The organism is Streptococcus sp. k-402 (genome assembly GCF_013277515.1).
GTDB lineage: Bacteria > Bacillota > Bacilli > Lactobacillales > Streptococcaceae > Streptococcus.
Window position 1 is genome coordinate 97,714 of sequence record NZ_VMNB01000004.1, and the last position, 14,239, is coordinate 111,952.

Annotated in this window: 12 protein-coding genes; 11 read left to right on the top strand and 1 reads right to left on the bottom strand. The window is 41.2% G+C overall.

Annotation, left to right across the window (positions count from 1 at the left end; all coding sequences use genetic code 11):
* Nucleotides 1-23 precede the first annotated feature (23 nt).
* The 5 genes from pyrR to HT724_RS03235 all read left to right on the top strand — a co-directional run bounded on the left by pyrR (nt 24) and on the right by HT724_RS03235 (nt 7,461).
* Nucleotides 24-545 carry a bifunctional pyr operon transcriptional regulator/uracil phosphoribosyltransferase PyrR gene (gene pyrR, locus HT724_RS03215; RefSeq protein WP_173276261.1) on the top strand — a complete coding sequence of 174 codons (522 nt, stop codon included), beginning with the start codon at nt 24-26 and terminating at the stop codon, nt 543-545.
* Nucleotides 546-563: 18 nt separating this feature from the next.
* Entirely contained in the window at nt 564-1,487 is a 924-nt protein-coding gene (locus tag HT724_RS03220) for an aspartate carbamoyltransferase catalytic subunit (RefSeq protein WP_173276260.1), read from the top strand.
* Nucleotides 1,488-1,536: 49 nt separating this feature from the next.
* Nucleotides 1,537-2,616, top strand: a complete 1,080-nt coding sequence (locus HT724_RS03225; RefSeq protein WP_050278219.1) for a carbamoyl phosphate synthase small subunit — start codon at nt 1,537-1,539, stop codon at nt 2,614-2,616.
* Between the two features lie 448 nt (nt 2,617-3,064).
* On the top strand, nt 3,065-6,241 hold the full coding sequence (carB, locus tag HT724_RS03230) for a carbamoyl-phosphate synthase large subunit (protein ID WP_173276259.1): 3,177 nt from the start codon (nt 3,065-3,067) through the stop codon (nt 6,239-6,241).
* A 302-nt stretch (nt 6,242-6,543) separates the two neighbouring features.
* Nucleotides 6,544-7,461, top strand: a complete 918-nt coding sequence (locus HT724_RS03235) for a bifunctional riboflavin kinase/FAD synthetase (RefSeq protein WP_173276258.1) — start codon at nt 6,544-6,546, stop codon at nt 7,459-7,461.
* A gap of 87 nt (nt 7,462-7,548) precedes the next feature.
* On the opposite strand, the gene HT724_RS03240 is transcribed toward HT724_RS03235, so the two are convergent.
* On the bottom strand, nt 7,549-8,397 hold the full coding sequence (locus tag HT724_RS03240) for a YitT family protein (RefSeq protein WP_023942678.1): 849 nt from the start codon (nt 8,395-8,397) through the stop codon (nt 7,549-7,551).
* A 141-nt stretch (nt 8,398-8,538) separates the two neighbouring features.
* On the opposite strand from HT724_RS03240, the gene HT724_RS03245 reads away from it, so the two are divergent.
* The 6 genes from HT724_RS03245 (at nt 8,539) to HT724_RS03270 (ending at nt 14,226) form a co-directional block, all read left to right on the top strand.
* Nucleotides 8,539-9,378 carry a DegV family protein gene (locus HT724_RS03245; RefSeq protein ID WP_173276257.1) on the top strand — a complete coding sequence of 280 codons (840 nt, stop codon included), beginning with the start codon at nt 8,539-8,541 and terminating at the stop codon, nt 9,376-9,378.
* Between the two features lie 106 nt (nt 9,379-9,484).
* Nucleotides 9,485-9,760, top strand: a complete 276-nt coding sequence (locus HT724_RS03250; protein ID WP_001284639.1) for an HU family DNA-binding protein — start codon at nt 9,485-9,487, stop codon at nt 9,758-9,760.
* Between the two features lie 377 nt (nt 9,761-10,137).
* The gene (gene mutY / locus HT724_RS03255; RefSeq protein WP_173276256.1) at nt 10,138-11,313 is read left to right on the top strand and encodes an A/G-specific adenine glycosylase; all 1,176 of its coding nucleotides are present in this window, start codon (nt 10,138-10,140) and stop codon (nt 11,311-11,313) included.
* A gap of 55 nt (nt 11,314-11,368) precedes the next feature.
* Nucleotides 11,369-12,073 (top strand): response regulator YycF, encoded by a 705-nt coding sequence (gene yycF, locus HT724_RS03260; protein WP_050223087.1) that lies wholly within the window; start codon nt 11,369-11,371, stop codon nt 12,071-12,073.
* Complete coding sequence (vicK, locus tag HT724_RS03265) at nt 12,066-13,415, top strand: cell wall metabolism sensor histidine kinase VicK (protein ID WP_173276255.1); 1,350 nt, start codon at nt 12,066-12,068, stop codon at nt 13,413-13,415. Before yycF ends, vicK begins: the two co-directional genes overlap by 8 nt.
* A gap of 1 nt (nt 13,416) precedes the next feature.
* Nucleotides 13,417-14,226: an MBL fold metallo-hydrolase gene (locus HT724_RS03270; protein WP_173276254.1), complete on the top strand. Its 810-nt coding sequence runs from the start codon at nt 13,417-13,419 to the stop codon at nt 14,224-14,226.
* Nucleotides 14,227-14,239 lie beyond the last annotated feature (13 nt).

Genomic DNA, 14,239 nt, shown 5'->3' on the forward strand with positions numbered 1-14,239 from the left:
ACTTTTCTTTTTGGAGGTTTGTCATGAAGACAAAAGAAGTTGTAGACGAATTGACCGTCAAACGAGCGATTACGCGTATTACTTATGAGATTATCGAGCGCAATAAAGATTTGAATAAAATCGTCTTGGCTGGTATTAAAACTCGTGGTGTCTTTATCGCCCACCGAATCCAAGAACGTTTGGAGCAGCTAGAAAATCTTTCAGTTCCTGTTGTGGAGTTGGACACCAAACCTTTCCGTGATGATATTAAAAGTGGAGAAGATACTTCTTTTGTTTCTGTTGATGTGACAGGCCGTGAAGTCATCTTGGTGGACGATGTGCTTTATACAGGTCGTACTATCCGTGCTGCTATTGATAATATTGTCGGTCATGGTCGTCCTGCGCGCGTGAGTTTAGCAGTTCTAGTCGATCGTGGACATAGAGAATTGCCAATCCGTCCAGATTACGTTGGAAAAAATATCCCAACCAGTCGTTCTGAAGAAATCATCGTAGAGATGGCAGAACTTGATGGCCAAGACAGAGTTCTGATTACTGAAGAAGCTTAGAAAGCTAAAGGAGTAGCCATGTCAGAAAATCAACAAGCATTGAACCATGTGGTGTCCATGGAAGACCTCACTGTCGATCAAGTGATGAAATTGATTAAGCGAGGAATTGAGTTTAAAAATGGAGCTCAGCTTCCCTATGAAAACCAACCGATTGTTTCCAATCTTTTCTTTGAAGATTCTACACGGACGCATAAGTCCTTTGAAGTCGCAGAGATCAAACTGGGACTGGAACGACTTGACTTTGATGTCAAGACCAGCTCGGTCAATAAGGGTGAGACACTTTATGATACCATCTTGACCCTATCTGCACTAGGAGTGGATGTCTGTGTGATTCGCCACCCAGAGGTCGACTACTATAGAGAGTTGATTGCAAGTCCGACGATTACGACTTCCATTATCAATGGTGGAGACGGTTCGGGGCAACATCCTAGCCAGAGCTTGCTTGATTTGATGACTATTTATGAGGAATTTGGTCACTTTGAGGGGCTCAAGGTTGCTATTGCAGGTGACTTGGACCACTCACGTGTTGCCAAATCCAATATGCAGATTTTGAAACGCTTGGGAGCTGAACTTTTCTTTGCTGGACCTGAGGAATGGAGAAGTCAAGAGTTTGCAGACTATGGACAGTTTGTAACCATTGATGAAATCATTGATCAGGTGGATGTCATGATGTTTCTCCGTGTGCAACATGAACGTCATGATAGTGGAGCTATCTTTTCAAAAGAGGACTACCATGCCCAACATGGCTTGACTCAAGAACGTTATGATCGTTTGAAAGAAACAGCAATCCTTATGCATCCAGCTCCAGTCAATCGTGATGTAGAAATCGCAGACCACTTGGTTGAAGCACCAAAATCACGGATTGTCCAACAAATGACCAATGGTGTCTTTGTTCGAATGGCAATCTTAGAATCCGTACTGGCGAGTAGAAACGCCAACTAAAACACAAGACGTTAAAAGACGCCAGTGAGCGTCCACGAGAGGTGAAAATATGACAAAAAGACTTCTAGTATTAGAAGATGGCACAGTTTTTGAAGGTAAGGCCTTCGGAGCAGATATTGATGTAACAGGTGAAATCGTCTTTAATACAGGGATGACCGGCTACCAAGAATCCATTACAGACCAATCTTATAATGGACAAATCTTGACCTTTACCTATCCTTTGGTAGGAAATTATGGAATTAACCGTGATGATTATGAATCCATTATTCCAACTTGTAAGGGAGTTGTTGTTTTCGAAGAAGCACGTAGAGCAAGCAACTGGCGCAACCAAATGACCTTGGATGAATTTTTGAAAGCCAAGAAAATTCCTGGTATTTCAGGGATTGATACGCGTGCCCTCACTAAGATTATCCGTAAACATGGTACTATGCGTGCAACCTTGACCCATGTTGGGGACAGCATGGACCATGTGACGGACCAGCTCCAAGCAACAGTCTTGCCGACAGATAATATCAAACAGGTTTCTACTAAAACTTCCTATCCAGCTCCAGGAGTTGGTTTGAGCGTGGTTCTAGTGGACTTTGGTCTCAAGCACTCAATCCTACGTGAACTTTCTAAACGCAACTGTAACGTGACCGTGGTTCCATACACGACAACGGCTGAAGAAATTCTCCATCTTAATCCTGACGGAGTGATGTTGTCAAATGGGCCAGGTAACCCAGAAGACGTTCCACAAGCACTGGACATGATTCGTGGTGTGCAAGGGAAAATCCCAATCTTTGGTATTTGTATGGGGCATCAACTCTTTGCAATGGCAAATGGTGCTAAGACCTACAAGATGAAATTTGGTCACCGTGGATTTAACCACGCGGTACGTGAAATTGCTACAGGACGTGTGGATTTTACAAGTCAAAACCATGGTTATGCAGTTAGCCGTGAGGATTTGCCAGAGCACTTGATCATTACCCATGAAGAAATCAATGACAAGTCAGTTGAAGGTGTGCGTCACAGATACCAACCTGCTTTCTCTGTTCAATACCATCCAGATGCAGCCCCTGGTCCACACGACGCAAGCTACCTATTTGATGAGTTTATCGAGATGATGGAAGCTTTTAAACAATCAAACTAAGAACGAGTAAAAGCTCGTCGGAGAATTTATGTAACTGAACACGGACGGAAAGCTCGGAATTTAGAGAAACCAACTGGGATTGTCAATCCTTCCTTAGTTTCTTAAAATTCAATCGCTCTCTATTCGTCCTTTGTATCCTATTTAATGGCAACCCGAGAGTTGCTGAATAGAAAGACAGGTCGTTTCTTTTAGTCGCTATCAGGCGAACTAAAAACTCCCTGCACTAGATTTTTTACCGAAAAATATCGTTTCGCTAAAAAATCGTCGGAGAATTTATTTAATGTCGCTCTGTGAGGCGACGAATAGAAAGGAGAAGGGTGGTCCGTATTTGCTGAACTGAATACGGGCTACGGACGGTGCTAAAAAGATAGTTATTCCTAGAACTGATAGTTTTTCGTCATAACTCCTATTTTAGCTTTGTCCGCTTGACGCCCTTAATATCTTATAAATGCCTAAACGTACTGATATTCAAAAAATTATGGTGATTGGTTCTGGTCCGATTATTATTGGTCAGGCTGCTGAGTTTGACTATGCTGGGACCCAGGCTTGCTTGTCGTTGAAAGAGGAAGGTTATGAGGTTGTTTTGGTTAACTCAAATCCTGCAACCATCATGACGGACAAGGAAATTGCTGATAAGGTTTATATTGAACCGATTACACTTGAGTTTGTGACGCGAATTCTTCGTAAGGAGCGTCCAGATGCCTTGCTTCCAACACTCGGTGGTCAGACAGGGCTCAATATGGCCATGGAATTGTCTAAAAATGGTATCCTTGAAGAGCTTGGTGTTGAGCTTCTGGGAACTAAATTATCTGCCATTGACCAAGCGGAGGACCGTGACCTCTTTAAACAATTGATGGAAGAGCTCAACCAACCAATTCCAGAATCTGAAATTGTTAACACTGTCGAAGAAGCAGTTGTCTTTGCAGCAACAATTGGCTACCCAGTCATCGTCCGTCCAGCCTTTACCCTTGGTGGTACTGGTGGTGGTATGTGTGCCAACGAGGAAGAATTGCGTGAAATCGCTGAAAATGGTTTGAAATTGTCACCTGTTACCCAATGTTTGATTGAGCGTTCGATTGCTGGTTTCAAGGAAATCGAGTACGAAGTCATGCGCGATTCAGCTGACAATGCCCTCGTTGTTTGTAACATGGAAAACTTTGACCCAGTTGGGATTCACACAGGGGATTCCATCGTATTCGCCCCTGCGCAAACCATGTCAGACTATGAAAACCAAATGCTACGCGACGCGAGCTTGAGCATCATTCGTGCCCTCAAGATTGAAGGTGGATGTAATGTTCAGCTGGCCCTTGATCCACATAGTTTTAAGTACTATGTCATCGAAGTAAACCCTCGTGTATCACGTTCATCAGCTCTTGCTTCTAAAGCGACAGGTTATCCAATTGCTAAGTTGGCTGCCAAGATTGCCGTCGGTTTGACTCTGGATGAGGTCATCAACCCAGTTACAGGTTCAACCTATGCCATGTTTGAACCAGCCCTTGACTACGTTGTTGCCAAGATCCCACGTTTCCCATTTGACAAGTTTGAAAAAGGTGAGCGCCGTCTTGGGACACAGATGAAGGCGACTGGAGAAGTCATGGCGATTGGCCGTAACATCGAAGAATCTCTCCTTAAAGCTTGTCGTTCCCTTGAAATTGGGGTGCACCACAATGAAATGCCTGAACTTGCAGCAGTTTCTGATGATGCCTTGATTGAAAAAGTAGTCAAAGCCCAAGATGACCGCCTCTTCTACGTATCAGAAGCCATTCGCCGTGGTTACACACCAGAGGAAATCGCTGAATTAACTAAGATTGATATCTTCTATCTGGATAAACTCTTGCATATCTTTGAAATTGAGCAGGAGTTGGGTGCCCATCCACAAGATCTTGAAGTTTTGAAAACTGCAAAATTGAATGGCTTTTCAGACCGTAAGGTTGCTGAGCTTTGGGAAACGACTGCAGACCAAGTTCGTCAGCTTCGTTTGGAAAACAAGATTGTTCCAGTTTATAAGATGGTAGATACTTGTGCGGCAGAATTTGACTCTGAAACACCATACTTCTATTCAACCTATGGATGGGAAAATGAATCTATCAAGTCTGATAAGGAATCCGTTCTAGTTCTAGGTTCTGGTCCAATCCGTATCGGTCAAGGGGTCGAGTTTGACTACGCAACGGTTCACTCAGTTAAGGCTATCCAGGCTGCTGGCTATGAAGCTATCATCATGAACTCAAATCCAGAAACCGTTTCAACAGATTTTTCTGTATCTGACAAGCTTTACTTTGAGCCATTGACATTCGAAGATGTTATGAATGTTATCGACTTGGAGCAACCAAAAGGTGTTATCGTTCAGTTCGGTGGTCAAACAGCCATCAACCTTGCGGAGCCATTGGCAAAAGCAGGTGTGACCATCCTTGGTACACAGGTTGCCGACCTAGACCGAGCTGAAGACCGTGACCTCTTTGAGCAAGCTCTTAAAGATTTGGATATTCCACAGCCACCAGGACAAACGGCTACCAATGAAGAAGAAGCAGTGCTTGCAGCTCGCAAGATTGGCTTCCCAGTCTTAGTTCGCCCATCTTATGTTTTAGGTGGACGTGCTATGGAAATCGTAGAAAATGAAGAAGATCTTCGTTCTTACATGCGTACAGCGGTTAAGGCTAGTCCAGACCACCCAGTTCTTGTTGACTCATACATCGTTGGGCAAGAGTGCGAAGTTGATGCCATTTCAGACGGGGAAAATGTTCTTATCCCTGGTATCATGGAACATATCGAACGTGCTGGTGTCCACTCAGGTGACTCAATGGCCGTTTATCCACCACAAACTTTGTCGCAAAAGGTTCAGGAAACCATTGCAGACTACACAAAACGCCTAGCAATTGGTCTTAACTGTCTTGGTATGATGAACATCCAGTTTGTTATCAAGGATGAAAAAGTCTACGTTATTGAAGTCAATCCACGTGCCAGCCGTACGGTTCCATTCCTATCTAAGGTAACCAATATCCCTATGGCTCAAGTAGCAACCAAGCTCATTCTTGGTCAAAAACTTGAAGAAATTGGCTACCAAGATGGACTTTACCCTGAAAGCACCCGAGTTCATATCAAGGCACCTGTCTTCTCCTTTACCAAACTAGCTAAAGTAGACAGCTTACTTGGTCCTGAAATGAAGTCGACAGGGGAAGTTATGGGTTCTGATGCGACTTTGGAAAAAGCTCTCTATAAGGCCTTTGAAGCTTCTTACTTACACTTACCAACTTTTGGTAACGTTGTATTTACCATCGCTGATGATGCCAAAGAAGAAGCCTTGGACTTAGCTCGTCGTTTCCAAAATATTGGCTATGGAATCCTCGCTACAGAAGGGACAGCAGCCTTCTTTGCCAGTCATGGATTGCAAGCTCAACCAGTTGGTAAGATAGGTGATGACGATAAGGATATCCCAAACTTTGTTCGCAAAGGAAGAATCCAAGCTATCATTAATACAGTTGGAACAAAACGAACTGCTGATGAAGATGGAGAGCAAATCCGCCGTTCAGCTATTGAACACGGGGTGCCCCTCTTCACAGCCCTAGATACAGCTAACGCTATGCTTAAAGTATTGGAAAGCCGTAGTTTTGTCACAGAAGCAATCTAGTTTAGAAAAGTTTTTCACAGTTTAAAAGCCAGCGTCAGAAAACGCTGGCTTTTGCGACATTAGTGCAGGCTATTCAACTATCAGTTCTTCACTCAAGGATGATTATGAATTGTGATACGATAAGAATAAATTGAGAATGGCTTATGATGTTAATCGTTCTCCTTTTTTGTAATTCTAGCATATCAGAGTCAATATATATTTGTATGGTATTTCCTTTTGCAAAAATGGCTATTTCAGGTTAAAAAAACGACATTTCAGATTTTCTGTTCCAGAAATAGCTATCGCTATGATATAATTATTTTATGATTATTACTATTCCTATAAAAAACCAAAAAGATATTGGCACACCATCTGATTCAGTCGTTGTTCTCGGCTATTTTGATGGCATACATAAGGGGCATCAAGAATTATTTCGTGTTGCCAACAAGGCTGCGAGAAAAGATTTATTACCTATCGTCGTTATGACCTTTAATGAATCTCCAAAGATTGCTTTAGAGCCTTATCATCCTGATCTGTTTTTACATATTTTAAATCCTGCTGAACGTGAGAGGAAATTAAAGCGCGAAGGTGTAGAAGAATTATATCTCCTTGATTTTAGTAGTCAATTCGCTAGTCTCACGGCAGAAGAATTTTTTGCAACTTATATCAAGGCTATGAATGCCAAAATTATTGTTGCAGGTTTTGATTATACATTTGGTTCTGACCAAAAAAAGGCAGAAGATTTAAAGGATTACTTTGATGGAGAAGTTATCATTGTTCCACCTGTAGAAGATGAGAAAGGAAAGATTAGTTCAACTCGTATCCGTCAAGCTATTTTAGATGGAAATGTGAAAGAAGCAGGAGAACTTTTGGGGGCACCGCTTCCATCAAGAGGGATGGTGGTTCATGGTAATGCTCGTGGTCGTACGATTGGTTATCCAACAGCTAATTTGGTGCTTTTAGATCGTACTTATATGCCAGCAGATGGCGTTTATGTCGTTGATGTTGAGATTCAAAGGCAGAAGTATCGTGCTATGGCTAGTGTCGGGAAAAATGTGACTTTTGATGGAGAAGAAGCACGTTTTGAAGTCAATATTTTTGATTTTAATCAAGATATTTATGGGGAAACCGTCATGGTTTATTGGCATGATCGCATTCGAGATATGACCAAATTTGACTCAGTTGATCAATTAGTGGATCAGTTAAAGGCTGATGAAGAAGTAGCTCGGAATTGGTCTTAAGAGCTTGAGTAAACAAAAAAGAGGTTGTTTGTAACCCAAAAGATAGATGATTCAGTCTAACTTTTGAGGTCACGACATTACCTCTTTTTATTCTTTTTCAAAGGTAAATCCTTCTCCAAGGATTTCGTGGGCTTCTGTAATGGTTATAAAGGCTTGCGGATCGATTCGATGAATCATTTCCTTCATTTTCACAATCTCATTTCTGCCGACAATACAGTAGATAATCTTCAAATCTTTTTGACTATAGTAGCCTTGACCGGAAATAAAAGTAACACCTCTTCCTAGGTCATCATTGATCGCCTTAGCAAGTTGGTCAGGACGTTTTGTGATAATCATAAAGCCTTTACCAGCATAGCCACCTTCTCCAATCAAATCAATGACACGCGAAACGATAAAATCAAATAAGAGTGTGTAGGAAACCAATCTCAAATCCTTGAAGATAAGGAGAATGAGCATGAGAATACAAAAATCTAAGATAAAAAGTAGTTTCCCCATTGATATATGAGTGTATTTGTTGAGAATACGAGCTAGAATATCAGTTCCGCCAGTTGTACCTCCAGCATTAAAAATAATTCCAAGGCCAATTCCCAATAGGATTCCTGCTATAAGGGCTGTGATTAGTAAATCACCTTGAAGATCAATATGAAGGGGAATACGCTCAAAAAAAGCCAACCAAGCTGACAAAGCTAAGGTTCCAAGCAGACTAGAATAGAGAGATTTTGCTCCAAATATTTTCCAAGCTAGGATGAAAAGGGGAATGTTAATCAGCAAGTTCATGAGCGAAACAGGGATTTTAAAAAGATAAAAGGTGATGAGGGTAATACCTGTCGCCCCTCCTTCAAAGAGATGATGAGGAACTACAAAATAAGTCAGGCCAAAAGCATAAATAGCAGCACCTAGTAAAATGGTAAAAATGGGGTAAATTTTTTTAATCATAGGACACCTCTTTTCTTATAAGTTGATTATATCAAATTTTTACGGAAAATTTGAGTGACTCCATTAGGATTTTTAATCTTTTTTTGATATAATTAAAAGTAAGAAAACCAATCTGAATCCTAAAATAGAAAGATTGATACTATGACAAAAATTAAGATTGTAACCGATTCATCTGTTACTATTGAACCAGAACTAGTAAAGCAATTAGATATTACAATTGTTCCACTATCTGTAATGATTGATAATGTTGTTTATTCTGATGCTGATTTGAAAGAAGAAGGTAAATTTCTTCACTTGATGCAAGAAGCTAAGAATCTTCCAAAAACAAGCCAGCCGCCTGTAGGTGTCTTCGCTGAAGTTTTTGAAGACTTATGCAAGGATGGTAGCCAGATTCTTGCTATTCATATGTCCCATGCTCTTTCAGGGACTGTAGAAGCAGCACGCCAAGGTGCTAGTTTATCTACTGCCGATGTGACAGTTATCGATAGTTCCTTCACTGACCAAGCCTTGAAATTCCAAGTTGTCGAAGCTGCTAAATTAGCACAAGAAGGCAAAGACATGGAGACAATTTTATCTCATGTAGAAGAGGTTAAAAACAACACAGAACTTTATATTGGCGTTTCAACTTTGGAAAATCTTGTCAAAGGTGGACGAATTGGCCGTGTAACTGGATTGTTGAGCTCACTTCTCAATATCCGTGTTGTCATGCAAATGAAAGACCATGAATTGCAGCCAATGGTTAAAGGTCGTGGTGCTAAAACTTTTAAAAAATGGTTGGATGAGTTGATAACATCACTCGCTGAACGTTCTGTAGCAGAGATTGGAATTTCATATTCTGGTAGTGATGATTGGGCAAAAGAGATGAAAGAAAGCTTACAAGCTTATGTTGAAAAGCCAATTTCTGTTTTGGAAACGGGTTCCATTATTCAAACTCACACGGGTGAGAACGCTTGGGCTATTTTGGTACGTTACCACTCCTAAAAAAATAAAGAAAATGGGAAGAAATAGCGTTTTTAACTTGACCTAAAAGGGATTTTAGGATATGATTATATTTGTTAATTAGAAATTATTTGGAGGAATCGTTAACATGGCAAACAAACAAGATTTGATCGCTAAAGTAGCAGAAGCTACAGAATTGACTAAGAAAGACTCAGCAGCAGCAGTTGAAGCTGTATTTGCAGCGGTAGCTGACTATCTTGCAGCTGGTGAAAAAGTTCAATTGATCGGTTTTGGTAACTTTGAAGTTCGTGAGCGTGCAGAACGTAAAGGTCGCAACCCACAAACTGGTAAAGAAATGACAATTGCAGCTTCTAAAGTTCCAGCATTCAAAGCTGGTAAAGCTCTTAAAGACGCTGTTAAATAATCAGCCTTTAAAAAGCCTATTGTATCAAGCTTTCTAGCTTGGGCAGTAGGCTTTTTTGTGTATAGGGAGCAAAACACTATTTTTTCACTTGTTTTAGGATGATGTCAACCAGCATTTTCGTTATTTTCTAATAGTGCTGAGTTTTTATACTCTTCGAAAATCTCTTCAAACCACGTCAGCGTCTCCTTGCCGTAGGTATATGATACTGACTCTGTCAGTTCTATCCACAACCTCAAAACAGTGTTTTGAGCAACCTGCGGCTAAGCTTCCTAGCTTTCTATTTGATTTTCATTGAGTATCAGTCCTCTTTCCCTTGGGAAGAGGCTTTTTAATACTAGGAAAAGGACAGTTAGAATCTTCTGTGTTATACTAGAGATATGTTAGATTTGAAAGAATACGGTATTGTCATGTGGCCGGAGGAGAAGATTAGTTCTTTCCGTGAGAAACTTCTCACTTGGTATGATGAAAACAAAAGAGATTTACCATGGCGTAGGAGTAAGAATCCTTATCATATCTGGGTCTCTGAAATTATGCTCCAGCAGACCAGGGTGGATACGGTTATCCCTTACTATGAACGATTCTTGGACTGGTTTCCAACAGTAGAAAGTTTGGCGAATTCGCCTGAAGAGCGTTTGTTGAAGGCTTGGGAAGGTTTGGGTTATTATTCTCGAGTTCGTAATATGCAGGCTGCAGCCCAGCAGATTATGACTGACTTTGGTGGCCAATTTCCAAACACCTATGAAGGAATTTCCAGCTTGAAAGGAACTGGACCTTACACTGCAGGAGCGATTTCCAGTATTGCTTTTAACTTGCCTGAGCCAGCTGTAGATGGTAATGTCATGCGTGTTTTGGCGCGTCTATTTGAAGTCAACCATGATATTGGGATTCCAAGTAATCGCAAAATTTTTCAGGCAATGATGGAAATCTTGATTGACCCAGAGCGACCAGGTGACTTTAATCAAGCCTTGATGGACTTAGGATCTGATATTGAGGCTCCTGTAAATCCTAGGCCAGAAGAAAGCCCAGTTAAGGACTTCAGTGCGGCATATCAGAATGGCACAATGGACCGTTATCCAATTAAGGCTCCCAAGAAAAAGCCTGTCCCAATTTATCTTAAAGCCTTGGTGGTCAAAAATACTCAAGGACAATTTTTACTTGAAAAAAATGAAAGTGAAAAGCTATTGGCAGGTTTTTGGCATTTCCCACTGGTAGAAGTAGATAACTTTTCGCAAGAGGAGCAGTTTGACCTCTTCCATCAGGTTGCAGAAGAAAATGTGAACTTTGGTCCCAGTCCAGAAGAAAGTTTCCAGCAGGACTATGACCTAGATGTTGTTTGGTTTGATGTTTATTTTGAGACTGTCAAGCATGTCTTTAGTCATCGTAAATGGCATGTTCAAATTGTAGCAGGTCAAGTGAGTGACTTCCATGATTTTTCAGATAGGGAAGTTCGCTGGCTTTCACCAGAAGAGTTCAAGGATGTTCCACTTGCCAAACCCCAACAAAAAATCTGGCAGGCTTATGCACAAGCCAACTTAGACAGTAGCAAAGACTAGCTATTGTGTTTTCTTGTTATTTTTTTGATATAATAGTAGAGAAAAAGGTGAACAAATGAAAAAAATATTAATTGTAGATGATGAAAAACCAATCTCGGATATTATCAAGTTTAATATGACCAAGGAAGGTTACGAGGTTGTAACTGCTTTTAACGGTCGTGAAGCGCTAGAACAATTTGAAGCAGAGCAACCAGATATTATTATTCTGGATTTGATGCTTCCAGAAATTGATGGTTTAGAAGTTGCTAAGACTATTCGTAAGACGAGTAGTGTGCCTATTATCATGCTTTCTGCTAAAGACAGTGAATTTGATAAGGTTATCGGTTTAGAGCTTGGAGCGGATGACTATGTAACCAAACCCTTCTCAAATCGTGAGTTACAGGCGCGTGTTAAAGCTTTGCTGCGTCGTTCTCAACCTATGCCAGTAGATGGGCAGGAAGCAGAAAGTAAACCTCAGCCTATCCAAATTGGGGATTTAGAAATTGTTCCAGACGCCTACGTGGCTAAAAAATATGGCGAAGAACTAGACTTAACCCACCGTGAGTTTGAGCTTTTGTATCATTTGGCATCGCATACAGGTCAAGTCATTACGCGCGAACACTTGCTTGAGACTGTCTGGGGTTATGACTATTTTGGTGATGTCCGTACAGTTGATGTGACTGTCCGACGTCTGCGTGAGAAGATTGAAGATACGCCTAGCCGACCAGAGTATATCTTGACGCGCCGTGGTGTAGGGTATTACATGAGAAATAATGCTTGATTTACTGAAACAAACCATTTTTACCAGAGATTTTATCTTTATCCTGATTTTGTTAGGTTTCATCCTTGTTGTGACCCTCTTATTACTGGAGAATAGACGTGATAATATTCGGTTGAAGCAAATCAATCAAAAGGTTAAAGATTTGATTGCAGGAGATTATTCCAAGGTTCTTGATATGCAAGGTGGGTCTGAAATCACCAACATTACCAATAATTTGAATGACTTGTCGGAGGTTATTCGTCTCACTCAGGAAAATCTAGAACAAGAGAGTAAGAGGCTAAATAGTATTCTGTTTTATATGACAGATGGGGTTCTTGCGACCAATCGTCGGGGGCAGATTATCATGATTAACGATACAGCCAAGAAGCAACTGGGGTTGGTTAAAGAAGATGTCCTGAATAGAAGTATTTTGGAAGTACTCAAGATAGAAGAAGACTATGAATTGCGTGATTTGATTACCCAAAGTCCAGAATTGTTGCTAGATTCCCAAGATATCAATGGCGAATATCTGAGCCTTCGAGTTCGCTTTGCCTTGATACGTCGAGAGTCTGGCTTTATTTCAGGTTTGGTGGCTGTTTTGCATGATACGACGGAGCAGGAGAAGGAAGAGCGCGAACGGAGACTCTTTGTTTCCAACGTTAGTCATGAGTTACGGACTCCTTTAACCAGCGTGAAATCTTATCTTGAAGCCTTGGATGAGGGGGCTTTGTGTGAAACTGTAGCACCAGACTTCATCAAGGTGTCTCTGGACGAAACCAACCGTATGATGCGCATGGTGACGGATCTCCTCCATCTCTCACGGATTGATAATGCTACCAGTCACCTAGATGTGGAACTGATTAACTTTACTGCCTTTATTACCTTTATCCTCAATCGTTTTGACAAGATGAAAGGACAGGAAAAGGAGAAAAAATATGAGTTGGTGAGAGATTATCCTATCAATTCTATCTGGATGGAAATTGATACAGATAAGATGACGCAGGTTGTCGACAATATTTTAAATAATGCTATTAAGTATTCGCCAGATGGGGGTAAAATCACTGTCAGAATGAAGACAACTGAAGACCAGATGATTTTATCCGTTTCTGACCATGGTTTAGGCATTCCTAAGCAGGACTTACCACGTATCTTTGACCGTTTCTATCGTGTGGATCGTGCTAGAAGTCGTGCACAAGGTGGTACAGGTCTAGGACTGTCTATTGCCAAAGAAATTATCAAACAACATAAGGGCTTTATTTGGGCCAAGAGTGAATACGGTAAGGGATCAACCTTTACCATTGTGCTCCCTTATGATAAGGATGCAGTGAAAGAAGAAGTATGGGAGGATGAAGTAGAAGACTAGAATGAGTGAAACAGGCTTTAAATACAGTATTTTAGCGTCGGGTTCCAGTGGAAATTCCTTTTATCTGGAAACCCCAAAAAAGAAGTTTTTAGTTGATGCAGGCTTATCTGGTAAGAAAATTACCAGCCTACTTGCTGAAATTAATCGCAAGCCAGAAGACTTGGATGCCATCTTGATTACCCATGAGCATTCAGACCATATCCATGGAGTAGGCGTTTTGGCTCGCAAGTATGGTATGGATCTTTATGCCAATGAAAAGACCTGGCAGGCTATGGAAAATAGCAAGTATCTTGGCAAGGTGGATTCTTCGCAAAAGCATATCTTTGAAATGGGCAAAACCAAAACCTTTGGAGATATCGACATCGAGAGTTTTGGTGTGAGCCATGATGCAGTCGCACCGCAGTTCTATCGCTTTATGAAGGATGATAAGAGTTTTGTTCTTTTGACAGATACAGGTTATGTTAGTGACCGTATGGCAGGGATTGTCGAGAATGCAGATGGTTATCTTATCGAGTCCAATCATGATGTAGAGATTTTGCGAGCAGGTTCTTACGCTTGGCGACTCAAACAACGAATCCTATCGGATCTTGGTCACCTTTCTAACGAGGACGGTGCTGAAGCCATGATTCGGACGCTAGGAAACCGCACTAAGAAAATCTACCTGGGACATTTGTCTAAAGAGAACAATATCAAGGAGCTGGCTCACATGACCATGGTCAATCAGCTAGCACAAGCTGATCTGGGAGTCGGAGTGGACTTTAAGGTTTATGATACCTCACCAGATACCGCAACACCATTGACAGATATATAAAAGAGGCTGGGAA